We start from the raw sequence: 20,499 nt of genomic DNA, 5'->3' as shown, positions 1-20,499 counted from the left end.
CGCATCGACGCCATGACCGCCCCTGTCGAGCCGCCTGATTCGAACCTTCCTGATTCCAGTCCGCCATCGGAACCTGCCGCACGCCGCGACCGGCTCGGAGAACTCCGCGTTCATGCGCGTCGCGCGGCAAATCGCAAGACGCGCCAGGTTGGCCGTATCTCGCGCACGTCGATGCGCTATGCGGCGTTCATGTGCGGCGCTGGCGGGGTGGCGCTGTTCTCGATGGTATTTGCCTACATCGCCGAGATTGCGCTGCGCTGGAACGCGAAGCTGACCACGGCCACGCCGTGGCTGGCCTTCGTGATGCTGCCCTTCGGGCTGGCCGCGCTGCGCTGGCTGACGATCCGGCTGGCGCCGCAGGCGCGCGGCTCCGGCATTCCGCAGGTGATCGCCGCCGTGACGCTGCCGCCGGCCGGCGTGGCGCAGACCGTGCTCGTGTCATTCCGGCAATCGATGTGGAAGGTGGTGCTGACCGCCGGTGCGCTGCTGGCCGGCGCGTCGGTGGGGCGGGAGGGACCATCGGTCCAGGTGGGGGCCGCTGCCATGCTGGCCTGGGGACAGTGGTGCCAGCAGAAGCTGCGCTTCCGCATCGGCTTTCATCCCAGTTCGCTGATCGCGGCCGGCGCGGCGGGCGGCCTGGCGGCAGCGTTCAACACGCCGCTGGCCGGCGTGGTCTTCGCCATCGAGGAACTGGGGCGCGGCACGGCGGTGCGGTGGGACAGGCTGGTGCTGTCCGGCGTGCTGACAGCCGGTTTCCTGTCGCTGGCCGTGCTGGGCAACAATCCGTACTTCAGCGTGAAGGTGCCGATGCTGGTGCTGCACGACGCGTGGGGCCCGGTCATGCTGTGCGCGGTGGTCAACGGTGTGGCAGGCGGCCTGTTCGCCAAGCTGCTGATTCGCGGCGTGCCCGGCCTGGTGCCTGCGGCATGGCGCGGATGGACGACCGCCCATCCGGTCTGCGTGGCCTTCCTGTGCGGGCTGGTCGTCGCCGTGGTGGGCTGGGCCACTGCCGGCGCCACGTTCGGCACGGGCTATGAGCAGGCGTCCGGGCTGATCAACGGCGAACCGCACAGCACGCTGTGGTTCGGGCTGGCCAAGTTCGTCGCCACGGTGGTGTCGTACTTCGCGGGCGTCCCGGGCGGCATCTTCACGCCGGCGCTGGCCATCGGCGCGGGCATCGGCGCGAACATTGCCGATTTCGTGACCCATTTCATGTCCGGCATGGCCGAGCCGCGCGTCCTGGCGCTGGTGTCGATGGCGGCCTTCCTGGCCGCAGCCACCCAGGCGCCGATCACCGCCAGCGTGATCGTGATGGAAATGACGCGCACGCAGGACCTGACCATCTACCTGCTGGCGGCGTCTCTGCTGGCGTCGTTCCTGTCGCGCCAGTTCAATCCGCATCCGTTCTATCACCACATGGGCCATGCGTTTCGCCGGGAGGCGACGGCCATCGCGCGGAAGGATTCCCCGGCATGACGCCCGAAAGGCGAGTCAGATAGTGGCGCAAGCGGCCCTCGAATGCGGCCGTAACGGTCAGTTACAAACTTCCCCGGCGGGACGCTCGCGAAAGTGTGGTTTGGCAGCGAAGCGCCGTAGCGGACGCATGGGCGATGTCTTAACATCTGCTTCGCATTGAACGGCGGCAGCAGATCGGCCCGCAATGCATGTGTACCGGCGGCACAGAATTCGTCGGCAGGCATTCGATGCATTTCGGGGGAGCAGAAGATGGCCACACAACGACCGGGCGCGCCGCGCCCGACCACGCCGCGCGCCGACAAGCCGCACACCAGCACGTCACGTGACAGCGCCCAATGGCACGACCTTGGCGCGGACACCGTCATATGGCATACACGCGGCCTGCAGTCCAGCACCCGCATGCGCGCACCCGCCGCCCGGCGCACGCCGCCACAGCAATTGCCGCCGAGCCAGGTACCGAAGCTGATCCTGTGGACGGTGCTGATCGGCATCGCGCTGGTATGCTTCCATGCCGTGAAGCGTATGCTCTGACCCAGCTTGTCGACCCGGCATCACATCGTTGATGCCGCATATCCCCGGCAGGAACCCTCGGGACGGAGCCGGCTCCAATGCGGAGCCGTTTTCAGGAGTGTGTTTTGAGATTTCCTCTTGCCGGGCTGGCCGTTGCCACCCTGCTGGCGATGTCTGTCGCCCAAGCCGCCACGGCTGCACCGGCCGCACCGGCCGCGCAGCCTGCCACCAAGGCCCCGAATGCCGCCGCCGCAGCGGTCCCCGACGGCAAGGACCGTTTCTCGACGATGCTCGATACGCTCGAGATCGGCAGCCCGCTGCCCGCGTTGCCCGATTGCGCCGACCACCGGACCCCGGATGGCAAGGATGTGACCGCCTACTGCGTGGAACTGCGTGGCGACGGCGTGATGCGCCAGGTGGGCGTGCCGCGCGACCAGCGTCCGGCGTTCATGGACGGACCGCGCCTGGTGGCGCTGGTCGATGGCAATGCGTTGGTGGGCGTCATCGTGCCGACCGACGGCATCCGCTCGCAGGACGCCGCCGCGCAGGCGCTCAATGCCCGCTATGGCAAGCCGTTCCGCCAGGAAATGGTGGACATGAAGGACAAGGCCGGCAAGGACGTGCGAAGCATCCACGCGGGCTGGATGCGCAAGCCGCTGACCGTCGAGCTTTATGCGATTCCCGAGAATCCGGCGGAAGGCACGATCGAACTGCTGCTGCCGCAGGCGCGCGCGCTGATGGCCAACCGCGATGCCGAAGTGGCCAAGTCGCTGGCGCCGCCTCCCCCGGCGGCAGGCAAGGGCGGCAAGTCCGACAAGACTGAAAAGACCGACAAGGCCGAGAAGACGGACAAGGCCGACAAGGCCGACAAGGCCGAAAAGAAAGCCCCGGCCAAGCCGATCAACCCGGGCAGCTGGTAGGCCGACCGCCTGGCGGCAGGGCTGCCCGCCGTCAGGCCGGCAGAACGTCAGACCGCAGGCCCGCCAGCGTCAGAGCCCTTCCATCACCTTGTCCAGGCCGCGCACTACACCGCGCACGGTATGCACCTTGCGTATGGCCAGCAGCGCGCCGGACACATAAGGCTTGGAGCCGTCGCCGGCTTCGTGCCGGATGTGCAGGCGCTGGCCATCGGCGCCGAAGATCACCTCGACTCCCAACTGGTATCCCGGCAGCCGCACGGCATGCACCTGCGAGCCGGACATCGTCGCGCCGCGCGTCTCCCTGGGACCGCTGACCTGGTCCACGGGCACGGCCTGCGCCGCCTGCTTGACCTGGCCTAGCCGGAACGCCAGTTCGCGCACCGTGCCGGACGGCACATCCACCTTGCCCGCCTTGGCGTAGTCGATGATTTCCCAATGGTCGAGGTGGCGTGCCGCCATCTCGGCAAACTTCTGCAGCAAGACCACCGTGATCGCGAAGTTGCCGCAGGCCAGCACGCCACGGTCGGCCTTGCGCGCGGCGGCGTCGATCTCGGCATAGTCGTCGTCGGACAGCCCCGACGTGCCCACCACGACATGCGCGCCGTGCGCCAGTGCCTGCAGAATGTTGTGCTTGGCGATCACCGGCTTGGTGTATTCGACATAGACGTCATACGGCGTCTTGCCCAGTTCCTCGATGCTGGCCGCCGCCACGCCCGGCGTGTCCTTGTGGCCGGTCAGGCTGGCCAGCGTCTGGCCCGCCGCGCCGCGCGACAGTCCGGCCACCAGCGTCATGTCGGCGGCGTGGGCCACGCCGCGCGCCAGTTCGCCGCCGGCCCAGCCGGTGACGCCGCCCACGGCAACGCGAATCGTCTCGTTCATCGTTCTCTCCCGCTCCGGTTGCAAGGAGGGCAAGCATAGCGCGCCCGATTCAATCGCGCTGGCGATGCCTGGCAATGCCCGGTGTTTCCAGCCGCAACCGGCAACGGCTAGTCGGCGGCGCGCCGGCGGTCGATCTTGCGCGCCAGCACGATCGACGTGGTGGTGTGGTTCACGCCGTCGAGCATGCCGATCTCGTCCAGCAGCTTGTCCAGCCGCGCGTGGGTATCGCAGCGGATCACGGCCATGTAGTCCACCGGGCCGCTGACCGAATTCAGTTCTTCCACCTCGGGGAATCGCTGCAGCGCGCGCACCACGGCCGGCGCCGCCTTCGGCTGCACCGACAGTCCGCAGAACGCCAGGATGGCGTTGTCTTCCATCTCGCTGCCCAGCCGCACGCCGTAGCCGGCGATCACGCCCGTGCGTTCCAGTCGGGCGATGCGGGCCACCACGGTCGTGCGCGCGATACCCAGCGCGCGCGACAGGTTGGCCGCGCTCTCCCGCGCATTGGCCTGCAACAAGGCCAGCAGGTGGCGGTCGGTCTGGTCTAGGTCAGCCATGGTGTCGATGACGATTCGTCAAAATGCTATGTCAATGTGACCGATTATGCCGGGGTTTCGTCAATCTTGTGGCTATAAAACGTGCGCGCGGCTGCCCATACTTCACTCACCAACAACAAGTTCCTGACGGAGTGAGCCATGCAAGCTTCCACGCTCGGTCCCGCTGCGGTGCGCGACCTGACTCTCGCCCCCCGTCCGCTTTCGGTGGTCGTGCTTGGCGCTGGCAAGATCGGCCGCGTGATTGCCGCGATGCTGGCCAATACCGGCGACTACCGCGTCTGTCTGGTCGATCACGACGCGCACCGGCTCGATGGCGTGCCGCGCGGCGTCGACGTACGGGCCGGCGATCCGACCGAACCCGGCACCTGCGCGGCGCTGCTGGCCGGTGCCGATGCAGTGATGAACGCGCTGCCGTTTCATGCCGCCATCCACGTGGCCGCGGTGGCCGCGCGCCTGGGCGTGCATTACTTCGACCTGACCGAGGACGTGGCGGCCACCCATGCCATCCGCGCGCTGGCCGGCGGCGCGCGGTCCGTGCTGATGCCGCAGTGCGGGCTGGCGCCCGGCTTTATCGGCGTGGTGGGGCACGACCTCGCGCAACGCTTCCTGCGCGGCGGCGGCGAACTGCACGACCTGCGCATGCGCGTGGGCGCGCTGCCGCGCTACCCGAGCAACGCGCTCAAGTACAACCTGACGTGGAGCACCGAGGGACTCATCAACGAATACTGCAATCCGTGCGAGGCCATCGTGGACGGCCGCCGCGTGGAGCTTCCCGCGCTGGAAGGGCACGAGTCCTTCGCACTGGACGGCGTCGAGTACGAAGCCTTTAATACCTCTGGAGGGCTGGGCACGCTGCCCGACACGCTGGCCGGGCACGCGCGCCAGGTCGATTACAAGTCGATCCGCTATCCCGGCCACTGCGCCCAGATGAAGCTGCTGCTGAACGACCTGCGGTTGCGCGAACGCCGCGAATGGTTGCGCGAGATCTTCGAGCACGCCATTCCGGTGACGGCGCAGGATGTGGTGGTGGTGTTCGCCAGCGCCACCGGCCATCCGCCCGGCGCGCGCGGCGAGGGCACGCGCGGACCGTTGACGCAGGCGTCGTTTTCCGCGCGGATCGGCGGCATGGACGATTTCGCCGGCATCGGTCATGTCAACGCGATCCAGCTGACCACGGCGGCCGGCATCTGTACCGCGCTGGATCTGGTGGCCGCCGGGGTGTTGCCGCAGTCCGGATTCGTGAAACAGGAGGCCATGCCGCTTGACAGCTTTCTGGCCAACCGCTTCGGCCAGCATTACGCGCGGCACCCTCTTCAGGAGACGCTCGCATGAAAGCGCAGGAATTTGCCGATTGCTGGCAGGCGATGGGCCTGCCGTTGCCATGGACCTCGACGGGTGCTGCCGCCGCGGGCACGCTGGCCGTCCGTTCGCCGATCGACGGCGAGGTGTTCGGCCAGTTGCCAGTGTGTTCGCCCGCCGATGCCGACGCCCGCATCGCCCGCGCCCACGCGGCGCAGAGCGTCTGGGCGCTGATGCCCGCGCCGGCGCGCGGCGAGGTGGTACGCCGCCTGGGCGAGGCGCTGCGCGTCCACAAGACGGCGCTGGGCCGGCTGGTATCGCTCGAAGCCGGCAAGATCCTGCAGGAAGGGCTGGGCGAAGTGCAGGAGATGATCGATATCTGCGACTTCGCCGTGGGCCTGTCGCGCCAGTTGCACGGGCTGACGATTGCGTCCGAGCGTCCCGCGCATGCGATGCGCGAGACCTGGCATCCGTATGGGCTGTGCGGCGTGATCTCGGCATTCAACTTTCCGGTGGCGGTATGGGCCTGGAATGCCGCGCTGGCCCTGGTGTGTGGCAATGGCGTGGTGTGGAAGCCATCGGAAAAGACGCCGCTTTGCGCGCTGGCCGTGCAGGGCCTGCTGGACCGGGTGTTCGACGACCATGCGCCGCAGCTTGCGGGGCTGTGCTGTGTGCTGACCGGCGGGCGGCAGCTGGGGCAGACACTGGTGCAGCATCCTTCGGTGCGGTTGATGAGCGCGACCGGCTCCACGCGCATGGGCCGGGAGGTCGGCATGGCCTGCGCCGCGCACTTCAAGCGCGCCATCCTGGAGCTGGGGGGGAACAACGCGGCGATCGTCGCGCCCTCGGCCAACCTGGAACTGACCATCCGCGCGATGACGTTCGCGGCGGCGGGCACGGCGGGGCAGCGTTGCACCACGTTGCGCCGCGCGTTCGTGCACGCGGACAGGATCGAGGCCGTGACGCAGCGTCTGCGACAGGTGTATGCGCGCCTGCCGGTGGGCGATCCGCTGCAGGACGGCACGCTGGTCGGGCCGTTGATCGATGCAGCGGCCGGCGACGCCATGGCCAACGCGCTGGCCAGTTGCCGCGCGCAGGGCAATGTCGTGCATGGCGGCGAACGGCTGCTGACCGACCGCTTCCCGCGCGCCTGCTACGTGCGGCCGGCCCTGGTGCTGACCGACACCCAGCATGACACGATGCTGACCGAGACCTTCGCGCCCATCCTCTACCTGATGCCGTACACATCGCTGGACGAAGCCATCGCGCTGAACAATGCGTCATCGCATGGCCTGTCGTCGTGCATCTTTACCGAGTCGTTGCGCGAGGCCGAGATGTTCCTGTCGGCGGCGGGCAGCGACTGCGGCATCGCCAACGTCAACATCGGCACCAGCGGGGCGGAGATCGGCGGCGCGTTCGGCGGCGAGAAGGCAACGGGCGGCGGCCGGGAGTCGGGGTCCGATGCGTGGAAGGGCTATATGCGCCGGGCCACCAATACGATCAACTACGGCGACACCCTGCCGCTCGCCCAGGGCATCCGCTTCGACGTGTGAGGCGGCGGAGGGCGCTTACGTGCATGAAGTCGTTGCGAATCGTAACAAGGGTTACAGCGCCTTGACGCTGTATTACCGGACCCACCCGTATAACGTTCTTAACGACAGCGCATTGAGATGACGCAATGCCTGGGACAAAAAGGACGTTGTGATGAGAACGAAAGCGATTGTGTTGGGTCTGGCAGTGACTGGCGCGGCCATGCTTGGCGGCTGCGCGGTGTATCCCACGCCGTACGGGCCGGAGGTCGGCCCGGCCCCGGTCGCGGTGGCGCCCGCGCCGGTGTACGTGTCGCCGCCGGCCGTGGTGGTGCGGCCATCGTATGGTTACTACGGTGGCGGGTACTACGGTGGTTACTATGGGCGCCGGTACCGGCACTGGTAAGCAAGGGCGCGTCAGCGCCTGAAGGACGATTCCCCTCTCCACAGGGACGATTCCCCTCTACACAGGTGGCAGAGGGGAGAAGGCAGGGGACTTTTCTCAGTCGCTCGCGCCGCCGTTCAGCCCGCCCCATCCGGGCGCGAGCGTTTCGCCGATATCGCGCAGGTCCACCAGGTCGAGCACGCGGCCGACGGTATGGTCGACCAGCTCGGCAATGCTTTGCGGCTTCTGATAGAAGCCCGGCACTGGCGGAAATACGATGCCGCCCATCTCGGTGACGGCGGTCATGTTGCGCAGGTGGGCCAGGTTCAGCGGGGTTTCACGCACCATCAGCACCAGCTTGCGGCGTTCCTTGAGCGTGACGTCGGCCGCGCGGGTGATCAGGTTGTCCGAGAGGCCGTGGGCCACGGCGGCCAGCGTGCGCATCGAGCACGGTGCCACGATCATCGCATGGGCGCGGAACGATCCGCTGGCAATGGTGGCGCCGATATCGCGCACGTTGTGAACCACATCGGCCAGCGCCTCGACTTCCGCGCGGCCGATGTCGAGTTCGTGCTGCAGGTTCATGATGCCGGCCGGCGACATCAGCAGGTGGGTTTCCACGCCGCTCACATCGCGCAGCACCTGTAGCAGCCGGACACCGTAGACGGCGCCCGTGGCACCCGTGATGGCGACGATCAGCCGTTGCGGCACGCCGCCCTGATTCACAGGCATGGCAGTTCCAGACAGGCTCAGGCCTTCAGCAGCGATTGCAGTTCGCCGTTCTGGTACATCTCCATCATGATGTCCGAGCCGCCGACGAACTCGCCGTTCACGTACAGCTGCGGAATGGTCGGCCAGCTGGCGTATTCCTTGATGCCCTGACGGATGGCCTCGTCTTCGAGCACGTTGACCGTGGTCGGCGCGTCAACGCCGCAGGCCTTCAGGATCTGGATCGCGCGGCCCGAGAAACCGCACATCGGAAACTGGGCGGTGCCCTTCATGAACAGCACGACGGGGCTGCCCTTCACGATCTGGTCGATCTTCTGTTGTACGTCACTCATGATGAAAACGGTCCGGTTGCATGGGGGATCAGCGGATTTTACCGGAATCGGGCTTCGGCATCAGGTAGGGGTATCAGCCAGTCGCACGCCTGGGCCGGACCCAGGCGTCAGCCCGGCAGCCGGCCGCCGCTACAGCGTTCGTTGCCGCCCAGGTCGCGTGCCGTGAACACCTCGGCAAAACCCGCGCTGGTCAGCAGGTGGCGGGTGGCGTAGCCCTGGTCGTAGCCGTGCTCCATCAGTAGCCAGCCCTGCGGCACCAGCCGCTGCGGGGCGCCGGCGACGATGGCCCGCAGGTCGGCCAGGCCGTCCTCGTGATCGGTCAGCGCGTCGATCGGCTCGAAGCGCAGGTCGCCTTCGGCCAGGTGCGGATCGCCCGCCGCGATATAGGGCGGATTGCTGACGATGAGGTGAAACCGCAGCCCGGGCGGCAGCGCGTGATACCAGTCAGACACCAGGAACCGGATATTGTCCGCCTGCAGCGCACGGGCGTTGTCCTGCGCCACCATCAGCGCGCCGGGCGAAATGTCGGTGGCCCAGACCTCGGCGTCGGGCCGCTCGCGGGCGATGGTGATGGCCAGGATGCCGGAGCCGGTGCCCATGTCCAGCACGCGCGGCGTGTGGACGCCGGCCAGACGGGCCAGCGATGCCTCTGCCGCCACTTCGGTGTCGGGGCGTGGAATCAGCACATCGGGCGTGACGCGGAACGTGCGGCCGAAGAATTCGCGTTCGCCCAGCAGGTACGCCATCGGTTCCCCGGTCAGCCGCCGCGCCAGCAACGTGGAAAATGCATCACGTTGTGCATCATTGAGATGGTCCTGGTCGCGGGTGATCAGCTGGGTGCGCGTGAGCCCGGTGACGTGGGACAGCAGCATGCGCGCCTCCAGCGCCGGCAGGCCGGCCATGGCGGCAAGCGTCTGCGCTTCGCGCAGGGTGGGCGTGGATGGCAGGGGCGGAAAATCGCCCGGAGGGTTCGAGGACATCGGCGGTGCGTCTGGACAATCGGCGGCCGGTTCGCAAAAAACCCCGTCGGACGTGGGCCTGACGGGGTTTTCGCGTGGCTCTGCTTTCAGGCGTCTAGTGTAAGCCCATTCGGGGCCGGCTTCCGTGCGCGCCTGCGTAGGGCTATTACTTGTTGACGGCGTCCTTGGCCTTGTCGGCGGTGGTGTTGACGGCGTCCTTGGTGGCTTCCTTGGCGTGGGCCATGGCATTGCCGGCGTCTTCGCGGGCCTTGTCGGCAGCGGCCGAGACATCCGAGGCCACGCCGCTGGCGGCGGCCTTGGCGGCGTCGGCGGCATTCGCAGCGGCCGCGGCGGCATCGCTGGCAGCGGCCTTGGCCGATTCCGCGGCGCTTTGCATGGCGCTGTCAGCGTTGGTTTGCGGAGCCTCTTCCTTCTTGCCGCAGGCGGCAACGGAAATGGCGGCGGTAAGCATCAGCACGGCGAGCAGTTTGTTCATGATTTCGTCCTTGTGTGTCTGTTGGAGGAGTGACATCCAGCCAGACTTCGATGCCCCCAAATGCGCCGGTGTCTCACAAAGTGACGTATTGGGGTGGTCTGGTCGAAATCGATTATAGACAGCGCCTTTTTACAAGCCAGTGCTGTTTCAAGCATTTACCTAGGTTACAAACTTCGGTGGCGCCTGGTCCCCGTCAGGCATCCTCGCCCAGCGCCGCCAGCTGGTCGGCCTGATGCTCGGCGGCCAGCGATCCGAGCAGTTCGTCGAGGTCGCCGTCCATGATCATGTCGATCTTGTACAGCGTCAGGTTGATGCGATGATCCGTCACCCGGCCCTGCGGGAAGTTGTACGTGCGGATGCGGTCGCTGCGGTCGCCGGAGCCGATCAGGTTGCGCCGCGTGCTGGCTTCCTTGGCCTGGGCCGCGCGCAACTGGCCGTCCTTGATCCGCGCGGCCAGCACCTTCATGGCTTTTTCCTTGTTGCGGTGCTGGCTGCGGTCGTCCTGGCACTCCACCACGATGCCGGTGGGCAGGTGGGTCAGGCGCACGGCGGAGTCGGTCTTGTTCACGTGCTGGCCGCCCGCGCCCGACGCGCGGAACGTATCGACACGCAGGTCTGACGGATTGATCTCGACCTCGCCCACCTCGTCGGCCTCGGGCATCACGGCCACGGTGCAGGCCGACGTATGGATGCGGCCCTGCGCCTCGGTGGCCGGCACGCGCTGCACGCGATGGCCGCCCGACTCGAACTTGAGCTTCGAGAACGCGGCGTCGCCGGCAATGCGCACGATCACTTCCTTGTAGCCGCCGAGGTCCGATGCGGATTCGCTCATGATTTCCACCTGCCAGCGCCGGCGTTCCGCATAGCGCGTGTACATGCGCAGCAGGTCGGCCGCGAACAGCGCGCTTTCCTCGCCGCCGGTGCCGGCGCGGATTTCGAGCAGCAGGTTGCGGTCGTCGTTGGGGTCCCTGGGCAGCAGCAGCGTCTGCAGCGATTTCTCCAGGCCGTCGAGCCGTTCGCGCGCGGCGGCGATCTCGTCGGCGGCAAAGTCCTTCATCTCGGGATCGTCCAGCAGCGCCTGCGCGGTGGCCAGGTCGTCCTGCGCCTGGCGATACTGCGCGTACTGCTCGGCCACCGGCGACAGTTCGGCATGTTCGCGCGACAGCTTGCGGTACTGGTCCATGTCCGCCGTGGCCGTTTCGCTGGCGAGCAGGGCGTTGACTTCGTCGAGTCGCTCGGCCAGCTGGTCGAGCTTGTGGAGCATGCTGGGTTTCATCGGTAGCGGAATCGGGAGGCTGGGGGACGCGGTGGCGTGGCCACGGCGCGGATCGGCGGGCGGATACCCGGTGGCGCCGGCGGACGCCGGCGCGGCATGGACAACGCGGCTAGCGTTCCGAGTGACTGCTGTGGCGGAACAGGCCCGGCACCAGGCGCAGCAGCGCCTCGCGGTCTTCGCCCTGGGTGTGGTTCAGCGCGTGCGTGGGGCCGTGCAGGAACTTGCGGGTCAGCGCGCCGGACAGGGCTTCGAGCACGGCGGCCGGATCGTCGCCACGCGCCAGCATGCGGCGGGCACGCTCCATTTCGGCCTGGCGGATGGCTTCGCCGCTGGCCTGCAGGTCGCGGATCACGGGCACCACGCTGCGCGTTTCGAGCCAGTGCATGAAGTTCTGCACGCGCGATTCGATGATGGCCTCGGCCTGGGCCACGGCGGCCTGGCGCATCGCGTTGCCCTCGCGCACGACGGCGCCAAGGTCGTCGACGGTATAGAGGAACACGTCGTTCAGGCGCGCCACTTCGGGTTCGACGTCGCGCGGTACGGCCAGGTCGACCATCATGATCGGGCGGTGCTTGCGCCGCTTGACCGCGCGCTCCACCGCACCCAGGCCGATGATCGGCAGCGAGCTTGCGGTGCACGACACGACGATGTCGAACTCGTGCAGGCGCTCGCCCAGGTCCTGCAGGCGGATGGCCTGCGTGGTCAGGCCCTGCTCGGCCAACTGCTCGGCCAGCTTCTCGCCGCGTTCCACGGTGCGGTTGGCCACCACCACCTGGCGCGGCTTCTGCGCGGCGAAGTGCGTGGCGCACAGTTCGATCATCTCGCCGGCGCCGATGAACAGCACGCGCTGCGTCGACACACTTTCGAAAATCCGCTGGGCCAGACGCACGGCGGCCGCGGCCATCGATACGGAGTGCGCGCCGATCTCGGTCTGGCCGCGCACTTCCTTGGCCACCGCGAACGTGCGCTGGAACAGCTGGTTCAGGTAGGTGCCCAGCGCGCCGGCTTCGCCAGCGGTACGCACCGCGTCCTTGAGCTGCCCCAGAATCTGGGTTTCGCCCAGCACCATCGAGTCGAGCCCGCTGGCCACGCGGAAGGCGTGGCGCACGGCTTCGGACTGGGGCAGGGCGTACAAATGCGGCGCCAGATCCCCTGCGGGCACGTTGTGATGCTGGGCCAGCCAGCGCAGCGTGTGCTCGAAACCTTCCTGACCCGGCTGCAGCACATCGGTGGCGCAGTAGATCTCGGTACGGTTGCAGGTGGAAAGAATGGCGGCCTCGGTGCCGTTGCGCCCAGCCAGGTGGGTGCGCAGCGCGCCGAGTGCGGGTTTGATCTGCTCAAGCGGAAACGCCACACGCTCGCGGAGCGAGACGGGTGCCGTGGTGTGATTGATACCGATCGCGAGCAGTTGCATTTGTGGGGTTGGGTTGCCGTCCGGAACGGTGCCGGAAGCGGTGGTCATTATACCGCCCCGTTACAAAGTTGCAGGGAACCCCGAGCGGCGCCGCCGACCTGCAGTATCGTTACGACACATCCACTTTTGCTGTGGATCAAAAGACACGGGAGTTGTTATGTTCGGACTGGCAGTGGTGGGCGCAGTGGTGGGTTTCGGCGGACGGCTTTTGCACCCGGCCGGCCGCGTCGTCACCGTGCCGACCGCGCTATTGCTGGGCGTGCTGGGCGCGCTCGCCGCGTTCTATGGCGGGCGCGCAGCGCATCTGTTTACCGACGGGCAGATATTCGGATGGGCCGCCGCCATCGCCGGCGCGGCGCTGCTCGTGGCTGTGTGGGGCGTGGCGCGGCCCCGCCGGTAATTTCAGAACGAACAAAATGGTCGGGAACCGGCGCCCAGGCCGATATGCCTGATCAGCCTCTTGCGTCCAGAAAGCGACGCAGGATGGCGCTGGAGTAATGGCGGGCCACGTCGCGCAAAAACGACGAAAAATCTACATGTGCCGTATCGTCCGCTCGGTCGGACACGGTGCGCATCAAGGCGTAGGGCACGCCATATTCGTGGCAGATCTGCGCCAGCGCGGCGCCCTCCATTTCCACCGCCTGCAGTCCGGGCAGGGCCTGTCGCAAATCGGCAACGGCCGCCGGCGCGTTGATGAACTGGTCGCCGCTGGCAATCATGCCGACGTGCAGGCGCGGCTGATCGACGCCGAAGCGGGCCAGCACGCCATCAGGCACCTCGGTGGCCAGATCGTCGCGCAGGAAGTCTTCCGCCGCGCCGCGCAACGCAGCGGTGAGTACGGGGTCGGCCGGGAATTCGGCCCGGTCCAGCAGGGGCACCTCGTGGCGCGGAAACAGCGGGCGCGCATCCATGTCGTGCTGGACGGTGCGGTCGGCCACCACGATGTCGCCCACCCGTACGTCAGTGCCCACTCCGCCTGCGAGGCCCGTAAAAACGATCTCGTCGACGCCAAATTCCCGGATAAGTGTCACCGTGGTAGCCGCTGCCGCCACCTTGCCGACACGCGCCAGCACCAGGACCACGGGCTGGCTATGCAGCGTGCCGCGGTAGTAATCGCGCATGCCGATGGTTTGCATGGTGGCGCGGGCGTCTTCATGGCGCATGGCGGCGATCAGGCCGTCTACTTCGTGATGCAGGGCGGCGAGGATGCCGAGAGTCATGGTGGGGTGTCGGACTGGATCGAAAACGGCGCCAGCTTACCGGCGACGGGATCGATGCGGAAGCCGGGCCAAGTGTGGACAGCGTGCGACATTCGAACATGACAATAGTGTTCGATTGTGTGCTTTGCAATACATGGCGTTACAATCCGTTGCGATTAATGCGATTCATTCGCATTCGTATTTTCGATAAGCAACGAGAGAGAAATCCATGTCAGTCCGCGCCCGGGGCCGCGTTTGCCGCTCGCACGTCCTTCAGATGACCACCCTTGCCCTGAGCATGCAGGCCGCCAGCCTCGCCATCGCCCAGGAACAGGTGCCCGCCGCCGAACCGGCCCATCACAGCCTGCCCGTGGTGACGGTCAGCGGCAGCAGCGGCGTGGAGTCGCCCACGGGCCCGGTGCAGGGCTTCGTGGCCAAGCGCGCCGTGACGGCCACCAAGACCGATACGCCGATCGTCGAGACGCCGCAGTCGATCACGGTCATCACGCGGGATCGCATGGAGTTGCAGGGTGCGCAGTCGGTGGCGCAGGCGGTGGGCTATACGGCCGGCGTCACCACGGCCGGCTTCGCCAACGACAACCGTACCGATACGATCAAGATTCGCGGCACCGATTCCACCCAATACCTGGACGGCCTGCTGAACGCGGTCGGCTTCTATAACAACACCCGCCCCGATCCCTACGCGCTGGAGCGCATTGAAGTGCTGAAGGGGCCGTCGGGCATGCTGTACGGCCAGGGCGCCGTGGGCGGCGTCGTGAACCTGGTGTCGAAGCGGCCGCAGGCGGAGGCGGCGCGCGAGATCGGCGTGAGCTTCGGCAACTACAACCGCAAGCAGATCCAGGCCGACTTTACCGGCCCGATCGATGCCGATGGCAAGTGGCTGTACCGCTTCGTGGCGATGGCGCGCGACAGCGATGCGTCGGTGGACTACGTGAAGGACAACAGGTATTTCATCGCGCCGTCGCTGACGTACCGGCCGAACGCCGACACCGAATTCACGCTGCTGGCCAACTTCCAGAAGGACGACAGCGGCACGATGATCGGCTTCTTCCCGTGGCGCGGCACCCTGATTGAGAACCCGGCCGGCCAGATTCCGCAGAACTTCTTCGTCAGCGAACCGGGATTCGACAAGTACACGGCCGAGCAGCACGCCGTGGGCTACCAGTTCTCGCACCGTTTCAACGACACCTTCACGGTGCGCCAGAACCTGCGTTACTCGCACAGCACGGTGGACTACCGCAGCATCTACACCACCGGCTTCACCGGCGCCACGCACGGCTGGGTGCCGGGCAGCGACACCATGCTGCGCCGCGTGCTCTACCTGAACCAGCCCACGCTGAACCAGTTCGCCGTGGATACCCAGGGCCAGGCGAAGTTCCGCACCGGCCCGGTTGGCCACACGTTCCTGGCCGGAATGGACTACCAGAACAGCGAGAGCACGGGCCGCACCAATGCCAACGGATCGGCCGCGCCGATCAACGTGTTCAACCCGGTCTACGGCAACTACGTGGCGCCGACGGCGTTCCGTGACCTGCCGCCGGCCAAGCAGATCCAGACCGGCGTGTACCTGCAGGACCAGATCGAATGGGACAAGTGGCTGCTGATGGTGGGGCTGCGCTACGACTGGTCGCGCGCGGCGCAGGACAACACGCCGTCGGCCTCGCGTGACGACAACGAACTGACCAAGCGATTCGGCCTGATGTACCGGTCCGACTTCGGGCTGAACCCGTATGTCAGCTATGCCGAGTCGTTCCAGGGGCAGGCCGGTTTCAATGTCGACGGCACGGCATTCAAGCCGCTGCGCGGCAAGCAGTGGGAGGCCGGTATCAAGTACCAGCCGCCGGGCAGGAACATGACGCTGACGGCGGCCGTGTTCGACATGCGCGAGGAAAACCGCAAGGTGGCCGGCGTGGTCAACGGCATGGCGGGCACGGTGCAGATCGGCGAGGCCCGCACGCGCGGCGCCGAACTGGAGGCGCTGGTGTCGCTCGGCCGGCTGGACCTGATCGCCGCCTACACGTTCCTGAACGCCAGGACGCTCGAAGGCACGGCGGCCGAGCAGGGGCAGCGGCTTGCCAGCGTGCCGGCCAACACGGCGTCGCTGTGGGCCAACTATCGCTTCAGCCTGTTCGATATCCCGGGCTTCCTGGCCGGCGCCGGCGCGCGGTACAACGGTCCGAGCACGGACGGCACGGGCAACAACCGGGTGGGCGGCTTCACGGTGTTCGACGCCGTGGTGGCCTACGATCGCGGCCCGGTGCGCGTATCGCTGAACATGAACAACGTGTTCGGCAAGCAGTACGTCTATAGCTGTATCGCGCGCGGCGACTGCTTCTTCGGCACGCAACGTTCGATCATCGGCAACGTGACCTACCGCTTCTGACGCGTCCGGTTCCGGGCCGGCGCGCCCCGGGAGACTTCGGCGTGCCGGTTTGCTAGCATGCAGCCCATGCCGACTCTTCGGGGGATCGCCGGTTGGAAACTTTCACGTCTCGCCGCACCATCCAGCAGGCGCTGGCCGACTGGCGCGCCCAGGGCCGCCTTGGCGCCGCCGACCTGCTGGCTGCCTGGGCGCCCACGCTGCCCCGCCGTGCCCACTGGCATGACTGGCTGGACCGCGCGCTGCTGATCCTCGGCACGGCGCTGCTGTGCGCCGGTGTCATCGTCTTCTTCGCCTTCAACTGGGCGTCACTTCATAAATTCTCCAAATTCGGACTGCTAGCCGGGCTGCTGACGCTGCTGGCCGGGTATGCCGCGTGGCGTCCCGGTGGCGACATGGCGGGCCGGGCCGCGCTGGGCGGTGCGCAGATGGTGTCCGGTGTGCTGATGGCCGTGATCGGGCAGACCTACCAGACCGGCGCCGATGCCTGGCAGCTGTTCGCGCTGTGGACGCTGCTGGCCGTGCCCTGGGCGCTGGCGGCCCGTGCGGCGCCGCACTGGTGGATCGTGCTGGTCATCGGCAACGTGGCGCTGCTGCGGTTCTGCAGCGTGAGGCTGGGCATCGGCGGCATGTTCGAACTGCTGTTCTCGGCCCGGTTCGCACGCGAGACGATGATGTTCCTGCTTGGGACGTCGATCCTCCAACTGGCGGTCTGGTACGTGCTGGCGCGCCGGGCGGGGCGCTGGGGCTTCGTGGGCGCTACCGGCCCCAGGCTGCTGGGCCTGCTGGCCTGCGGCTATGCGGGATGGGTGGGATTGATGAGCGTGCTGACCGGCCAAGTGAATGCCACGGGCCTTCTGGTCAGCGCGGTGGCGCTGGCGGGCCTGATGGCCTGGTTCCGCTGGCGCGCATTCGACATCGTCGTGCTGAGCCTGGCGTGCCTGACCGGCATCGGCGTGATCGTCTCCGCGGTGGGCCGCTGGCTCGCCGATTTCCACGGCGATTTCGGCGCCTTCCTGCTACTGGCGCTGCTGACCATCGGCCTGGCCGTGGCAGCCGCCACGTGGCTGCTGCGCGCCTGGCGCGAGACATCGGGGAGCCAGGCATGAGCCAGCATCCGATCGACCGGATGGATCCGACCGAACAGACCGAACGCGGGCTCTGGAACCAGCTGGCCGCGCGCGGCACGGTGCGGGGCGACTATTCGCCGACCTTGCGCACGCCATGGCCGATCCGCCTGCTGATGGGCGGCGCGGGCTGGCTGGGGGCGCTGTTCTTCCAGATGTTCCTGATCGGCACCGTGTTTGCCACCACGCGCGGCAATGGCCCGGCCATGGCCGTCACTGGCCTGGTGATGATCGGCATCGCCGTCGCGCTGTACCGCGTGACCGGCCGCGAAAGCGGCCGCATTGCGCTCGGGCAGTTTGCGCTGGCCCTGAGCCTGGGCGGCCAGGGCATGGTCATCGCCGGCGTGGGCGAGGCGCTGGGCTTCCGGCGATTCCTGGAAACCGCGCCGTTCTGGCTGGGCGTAGCCCTGTTTGAAGCGGTGCTGTTCGTGCTGGTGCCCGATCGCCTGCACCGCCTTCTGGCGATGCTCGCCCTGTGGCTGGCGCTGGGCATTGCCGCATGCGTGGCGCTGGGCGACCTGATCGCGCCGCGCTGGACCGCCATTCCAATGGCGCTCGGGCCGATGACGGCGCTGGCATTTGCCGCGCTGCTGGCCTTCGTCATGCACGAGGACCGGCTCGCGGCGGCGGGGCGCCTGCAGATGGCCGAGCCTGCCGCCGATGCCACGTTGCTGATGGCGCTGCTGGGCGCGCTGGTGGTGACCGGCTTCGCGCATCCGGCCGACCTGATCTTCGGCGTCGACACGCCCTGGCGCGCGCAGGGCGGATGGCTGGCCGGCGCGCTGCTTGGGGCGGCGCTGGTGGCCATGACGCTGCTGGAGAGCCGGCGGCTGGCGTGCAGCACGCCGGTTGGCGTGGCGATGGTGGCGGTGGCCGTCGCGTTCAGCGTCTTGATGGTGTACGCCCCGGCCGTGACGGCCGGCGCGCTGGCACTGGCCATGGCGCTGCGGCGCGGTTCGCTGCCGTGGCTCGGGCTGGCCATCGCCACGGTGCTGATCGGCTTTGTCTGGTACTACAGCACGCTGCAGTGGACGCTGCTGGCCAAGTCCGCCACGCTGGTCGCCGCCGGCGCGCTGCTGCTGGCCGCCCGCGCCGCGCTGGCGCGTATCGCCCACACGGAGGCCGTGGCATGAAACGCTGGATCATCGTGGGATGGCTGCTGACGGTTGGCGTCGCCCTGGCGGGCATCGCCGGCAAGGAGCGGCTGCTGGCACGCGGCGATGTGGTGTACCTGCGGCTGGCGCCGGTGGACCCCCGCTCGCTGATGCAAGGCGACTACATGGCGCTGAATTTTTCGATCGCCAACGCGGTGCGCGTGGCGCATGGCACGACGCCGACCCGGCTGGCACGCGAGGAAGTCATCGTGATCCGTCGCGACGCGCGCAACGAAGGCCATTTCGTCCGCCTGCACAAGGGCGAGCCGCTGGCCGCCGACGAGCGCCTGCTGCGTGTGCAGAACGTGCCGGCGCGGTGGGGCGGCACCGGCGTGCAGGTGTCGACGGACGCGTGGTTCTTCCAGGAAGGCCAGGCGGAGCGCTATGCCCAGGCGAAGTTCGGAGAATTCCGAGTCGATGCCGATGGGCAGGCCTTGCTCGTGGGGATGCGGGACGAGGCGCTGCGCGGCATGTAGCCGCGCACCGGCCGCTGCAATGAAAAATCGCCCGCAACCATTACGGCTGCGGGCGATTTTCGTGGGTTCGGGCAGGGGAGACGGCTCCCCGGCGCGGCTTAGACGTTGAACAGGAAGTTCATCACGTCGCCGTCCTGCACCACGTATTCCTTGCCTTCGGCGCGCATCTTGCCGGCTTCCTTGGCGCCCGTTTCGCCCTTGTACTGGATGTAGTCGGCGTAGGCGATGGTCTGGGCGCGAATGAAGCCGCGTTCGAAGTCGGTGTGGATCACGCCGGCGGCCTTCGGGGCGGTGTCACCCACGTGGATCGTCCAGGCGCGCACTTCCTTCACGCCAGCCGTGAAGTACGTCTGCAGGCCCAGCAGCGTGAAGCCGGCGCGGATCACGCGGTCCAGGCCCGGTTCTTCCATGCCCAGGTCGGTCAGGAATTCGGCCTTGTCGGCGTCGTCCAGGTCGGCGATCTCGGCCTCGATGGCGGCGCAGACGGCCACCACCGGCGAGCCGGTGGCCTTGGCGTATTCGCGCACGGCGTCCAGGTGCGGGTTGTTCTCGAAGCCGTCTTCACGCACGTTGGCCACGTACATGGTGGGCTTGGCGGTGATCAGGCAGAACGGGCGCAGGGCATCCCACTCCTCCGGCGACAGGTCCAGCGTGCGCACGGCCTTGGCCTGGTCCAGCACGGCCTGCGATTTTTCCAGCACGGCCACCAGGCGCTGCGCTTCCTTGTCGCCAGCGCGGGCCGGCTTGATATAGCGCGCCAGGGCCTTCTCGACGGTGGCCAGGTCGGCCAGCGCCAGTTCAGTGTTGATGACTTCGATGTCCGACAGCGGATCGACCTTGCCAGCCACGTGGATCACGTTGTCGTCCTCGAAGCAGCGCACCACGTGCGTGATGGCGTCGGTTTCGCGGATGTTGGCCAGGAACTGGTTGCCCAGGCCTTCACCCTTGGACGCGCCGGCCACCAGGCCAGCGATATCGACGAACTCGACGGTCGCCGGCAGGATGCGCTCGGGCTTGACGATTTCCGCCAGCTTGGCCAGCCGCGGATCCGGCACTTCCACCACGCCCACGTTGGGTTCGATGGTGCAGAACGGATAGTTCTCGGCGGCGATGCCGGCCTTGGTCAGGGCATTGAACAGCGTGGACTTGCCGACGTTGGGCAGGCCGACGATGCCGCATTTGAGGCTCATGGGAAACCTTTAACAATCAATGGGTTGCAGTGCGTCTGACGCGCGGCGGGCGGGCGGTCGGACAAGCGACCTGCGATGCCGGGGCAGAGTGGGTCAGGCGGGACAGGACCAGTGGATCGGGGCGTTGCTCAACGATCCGTGCCGGATACGGCCGCCGGAAAAACCGCCATTGTAACCCTGCGGGACGCCGC

General features: G+C 67.6%; 21 protein-coding genes. 11 read left to right on the top strand and 10 right to left on the bottom strand.

Annotated features, from left to right (window positions below; translation table 11 throughout):
- Positions 1–12: 12 nt before the first annotated feature.
- From BLQ58_RS22065 to BLQ58_RS22055, 3 genes are all read left to right on the top strand, one after another.
- Positions 13–1,476 carry a chloride channel protein gene (locus tag BLQ58_RS22065; RefSeq protein ID WP_092602060.1) on the top strand — a complete coding sequence of 488 codons (1,464 nt, stop codon included), beginning with the start codon at positions 13–15 and terminating at the stop codon, positions 1,474–1,476.
- A gap of 249 nt (positions 1,477–1,725) precedes the next feature.
- Positions 1,726–2,007 (top strand): hypothetical protein, encoded by a 282-nt coding sequence (locus BLQ58_RS22060; RefSeq protein ID WP_092602058.1) that lies wholly within the window; start codon positions 1,726–1,728, stop codon positions 2,005–2,007.
- Positions 2,008–2,111: 104 nt separating this feature from the next.
- On the top strand, positions 2,112–2,906 hold the full coding sequence (locus BLQ58_RS22055) for a hypothetical protein (protein WP_092602056.1): 795 nt from the start codon (positions 2,112–2,114) through the stop codon (positions 2,904–2,906).
- A 69-nt stretch (positions 2,907–2,975) separates the two neighbouring features.
- Here BLQ58_RS22055 and dapB read toward each other — a convergent pair whose 3' ends face one another.
- Positions 2,976–3,785 carry a 4-hydroxy-tetrahydrodipicolinate reductase gene (gene dapB / locus BLQ58_RS22050; RefSeq protein WP_092602054.1) on the bottom strand — a complete coding sequence of 270 codons (810 nt, stop codon included), beginning with the start codon at positions 3,783–3,785 and terminating at the stop codon, positions 2,976–2,978.
- Positions 3,786–3,892: 107 nt separating this feature from the next.
- Complete coding sequence (locus BLQ58_RS22045) at positions 3,893–4,342, bottom strand: Lrp/AsnC family transcriptional regulator (RefSeq protein ID WP_092602052.1); 450 nt, start codon at positions 4,340–4,342, stop codon at positions 3,893–3,895.
- A 138-nt stretch (positions 4,343–4,480) separates the two neighbouring features.
- On the opposite strand from BLQ58_RS22045, the gene BLQ58_RS22040 reads away from it, so the two are divergent.
- From BLQ58_RS22040 to BLQ58_RS22030, 3 genes are all read left to right on the top strand, one after another.
- Positions 4,481–5,674, top strand: a complete 1,194-nt coding sequence (locus BLQ58_RS22040) for a saccharopine dehydrogenase family protein (RefSeq protein WP_092602050.1) — start codon at positions 4,481–4,483, stop codon at positions 5,672–5,674.
- Positions 5,671–7,194, top strand: a complete 1,524-nt coding sequence (locus BLQ58_RS22035; RefSeq protein WP_092602048.1) for an L-piperidine-6-carboxylate dehydrogenase — start codon at positions 5,671–5,673, stop codon at positions 7,192–7,194. The genes BLQ58_RS22040 and BLQ58_RS22035 overlap by 4 nt, the downstream gene beginning before the upstream one ends.
- A gap of 151 nt (positions 7,195–7,345) precedes the next feature.
- Positions 7,346–7,576 carry a hypothetical protein gene (locus BLQ58_RS22030; protein ID WP_175459967.1) on the top strand — a complete coding sequence of 77 codons (231 nt, stop codon included), beginning with the start codon at positions 7,346–7,348 and terminating at the stop codon, positions 7,574–7,576.
- A 96-nt stretch (positions 7,577–7,672) separates the two neighbouring features.
- On the opposite strand, the gene BLQ58_RS22025 is transcribed toward BLQ58_RS22030, so the two are convergent.
- The 6 genes from BLQ58_RS22025 to hemA form a co-directional block, all read right to left on the bottom strand.
- Complete coding sequence (locus BLQ58_RS22025; protein ID WP_029050704.1) at positions 7,673–8,287, bottom strand: UbiX family flavin prenyltransferase; 615 nt, start codon at positions 8,285–8,287, stop codon at positions 7,673–7,675.
- Between the two features lie 17 nt (positions 8,288–8,304).
- Complete coding sequence (grxD, locus tag BLQ58_RS22020; RefSeq protein WP_029050703.1) at positions 8,305–8,616, bottom strand: Grx4 family monothiol glutaredoxin; 312 nt, start codon at positions 8,614–8,616, stop codon at positions 8,305–8,307.
- Positions 8,617–8,723: 107 nt separating this feature from the next.
- Positions 8,724–9,596, bottom strand: a complete 873-nt coding sequence (gene prmC / locus BLQ58_RS22015; RefSeq protein ID WP_029050702.1) for a peptide chain release factor N(5)-glutamine methyltransferase — start codon at positions 9,594–9,596, stop codon at positions 8,724–8,726.
- 145 nt (positions 9,597–9,741) lie between these two features.
- A complete protein-coding gene (locus tag BLQ58_RS22010; protein WP_029050701.1) occupies positions 9,742–10,071 on the bottom strand; it encodes a hypothetical protein in 330 nt (109 codons plus the stop codon).
- 193 nt (positions 10,072–10,264) lie between these two features.
- Positions 10,265–11,347, bottom strand: coding sequence for a peptide chain release factor 1 (gene prfA / locus BLQ58_RS22005; protein ID WP_029050700.1), 1,083 nt, complete (start codon positions 11,345–11,347; stop codon positions 10,265–10,267).
- 109 nt (positions 11,348–11,456) lie between these two features.
- The gene (gene hemA, locus BLQ58_RS22000; RefSeq protein WP_029050699.1) at positions 11,457–12,761 is read right to left on the bottom strand and encodes a glutamyl-tRNA reductase; all 1,305 of its coding nucleotides are present in this window, start codon (positions 12,759–12,761) and stop codon (positions 11,457–11,459) included.
- A gap of 157 nt (positions 12,762–12,918) precedes the next feature.
- On the opposite strand from hemA, the gene BLQ58_RS21995 reads away from it, so the two are divergent.
- Entirely contained in the window at positions 12,919–13,161 is a 243-nt protein-coding gene (locus BLQ58_RS21995; RefSeq protein WP_029050698.1) for a hypothetical protein, read from the top strand.
- A 52-nt stretch (positions 13,162–13,213) separates the two neighbouring features.
- On the opposite strand, the gene BLQ58_RS21990 is transcribed toward BLQ58_RS21995, so the two are convergent.
- Positions 13,214–13,981, bottom strand: a complete 768-nt coding sequence (locus BLQ58_RS21990) for a 5'-methylthioadenosine/adenosylhomocysteine nucleosidase (protein WP_029050697.1) — start codon at positions 13,979–13,981, stop codon at positions 13,214–13,216.
- 256 nt (positions 13,982–14,237) lie between these two features.
- Between BLQ58_RS21990 and BLQ58_RS21985 the strand changes: the two genes are divergently transcribed.
- From BLQ58_RS21985 to BLQ58_RS21970, 4 genes are all read left to right on the top strand, one after another.
- On the top strand, positions 14,238–16,364 hold the full coding sequence (locus BLQ58_RS21985) for a TonB-dependent siderophore receptor (protein ID WP_029050696.1): 2,127 nt from the start codon (positions 14,238–14,240) through the stop codon (positions 16,362–16,364).
- Between the two features lie 92 nt (positions 16,365–16,456).
- Positions 16,457–17,470 carry a DUF2157 domain-containing protein gene (locus tag BLQ58_RS21980; RefSeq protein ID WP_029050695.1) on the top strand — a complete coding sequence of 338 codons (1,014 nt, stop codon included), beginning with the start codon at positions 16,457–16,459 and terminating at the stop codon, positions 17,468–17,470.
- Complete coding sequence (locus BLQ58_RS21975) at positions 17,467–18,621, top strand: DUF4401 domain-containing protein (protein WP_254776060.1); 1,155 nt, start codon at positions 17,467–17,469, stop codon at positions 18,619–18,621. The genes BLQ58_RS21980 and BLQ58_RS21975 overlap by 4 nt, the downstream gene beginning before the upstream one ends.
- Positions 18,618–19,118: a GDYXXLXY domain-containing protein gene (locus BLQ58_RS21970; RefSeq protein WP_029050693.1), complete on the top strand. Its 501-nt coding sequence runs from the start codon at positions 18,618–18,620 to the stop codon at positions 19,116–19,118. Before BLQ58_RS21975 ends, BLQ58_RS21970 begins: the two co-directional genes overlap by 4 nt.
- A gap of 98 nt (positions 19,119–19,216) precedes the next feature.
- On the opposite strand, the gene ychF is transcribed toward BLQ58_RS21970, so the two are convergent.
- Complete coding sequence (gene ychF, locus BLQ58_RS21965) at positions 19,217–20,308, bottom strand: redox-regulated ATPase YchF (protein WP_029050692.1); 1,092 nt, start codon at positions 20,306–20,308, stop codon at positions 19,217–19,219.
- Between the last annotated feature and the right edge of the window lie 191 nt (positions 20,309–20,499).

Source organism: Ralstonia sp. 25mfcol4.1 (assembly GCF_900104095.1).
Taxonomy (GTDB): Bacteria; Pseudomonadota; Gammaproteobacteria; order Burkholderiales; family Burkholderiaceae; genus Cupriavidus.
The sequence above is the reverse complement of the archived record's forward strand: the minus strand, read 5'-3'. Positions and strand labels throughout refer to the sequence as shown.

What these genes read in the sequence shown, in the direction of transcription:
- BLQ58_RS22025 (WP_029050704.1), bottom strand. Translation starts at nt 8,287, where the DNA reads ATGCCTGTGAATCAGGGCGGCGTGCCGCAACGGCTGATCGTCGCCATC.
- grxD (WP_029050703.1), bottom strand. Translation starts at nt 8,616, where the DNA reads ATGAGTGACGTACAACAGAAGATCGACCAGATCGTGAAGGGCAGCCCC.
- prmC (WP_029050702.1), bottom strand. Translation starts at nt 9,596, where the DNA reads ATGTCCTCGAACCCTCCGGGCGATTTTCCGCCCCTGCCATCCACGCCC.
- BLQ58_RS22060 (WP_092602058.1), top strand. Translation starts at nt 1,726, where the DNA reads ATGGCCACACAACGACCGGGCGCGCCGCGCCCGACCACGCCGCGCGCC.
- BLQ58_RS22010 (WP_029050701.1), bottom strand. Translation starts at nt 10,071, where the DNA reads ATGAACAAACTGCTCGCCGTGCTGATGCTTACCGCCGCCATTTCCGTT.
- hemA (WP_029050699.1), bottom strand. Translation starts at nt 12,761, where the DNA reads ATGCAACTGCTCGCGATCGGTATCAATCACACCACGGCACCCGTCTCG.
- BLQ58_RS21985 (WP_029050696.1), top strand. Translation starts at nt 14,238, where the DNA reads ATGACCACCCTTGCCCTGAGCATGCAGGCCGCCAGCCTCGCCATCGCC.
- ychF (WP_029050692.1), bottom strand. Translation starts at nt 20,308, where the DNA reads ATGAGCCTCAAATGCGGCATCGTCGGCCTGCCCAACGTCGGCAAGTCC.
- BLQ58_RS21975 (WP_254776060.1), top strand. Translation starts at nt 17,467, where the DNA reads ATGAGCCAGCATCCGATCGACCGGATGGATCCGACCGAACAGACCGAA.
- BLQ58_RS22045 (WP_092602052.1), bottom strand. Translation starts at nt 4,342, where the DNA reads ATGGCTGACCTAGACCAGACCGACCGCCACCTGCTGGCCTTGTTGCAG.
- BLQ58_RS22065 (WP_092602060.1), top strand. Translation starts at nt 13, where the DNA reads ATGACCGCCCCTGTCGAGCCGCCTGATTCGAACCTTCCTGATTCCAGT.
- BLQ58_RS21995 (WP_029050698.1), top strand. Translation starts at nt 12,919, where the DNA reads ATGTTCGGACTGGCAGTGGTGGGCGCAGTGGTGGGTTTCGGCGGACGG.
- BLQ58_RS21970 (WP_029050693.1), top strand. Translation starts at nt 18,618, where the DNA reads ATGAAACGCTGGATCATCGTGGGATGGCTGCTGACGGTTGGCGTCGCC.
- dapB (WP_092602054.1), bottom strand. Translation starts at nt 3,785, where the DNA reads ATGAACGAGACGATTCGCGTTGCCGTGGGCGGCGTCACCGGCTGGGCC.
- prfA (WP_029050700.1), bottom strand. Translation starts at nt 11,347, where the DNA reads ATGAAACCCAGCATGCTCCACAAGCTCGACCAGCTGGCCGAGCGACTC.
- BLQ58_RS22035 (WP_092602048.1), top strand. Translation starts at nt 5,671, where the DNA reads ATGAAAGCGCAGGAATTTGCCGATTGCTGGCAGGCGATGGGCCTGCCG.
- BLQ58_RS21990 (WP_029050697.1), bottom strand. Translation starts at nt 13,981, where the DNA reads ATGACTCTCGGCATCCTCGCCGCCCTGCATCACGAAGTAGACGGCCTG.
- BLQ58_RS22030 (WP_175459967.1), top strand. Translation starts at nt 7,346, where the DNA reads ATGAGAACGAAAGCGATTGTGTTGGGTCTGGCAGTGACTGGCGCGGCC.
- BLQ58_RS22040 (WP_092602050.1), top strand. Translation starts at nt 4,481, where the DNA reads ATGCAAGCTTCCACGCTCGGTCCCGCTGCGGTGCGCGACCTGACTCTC.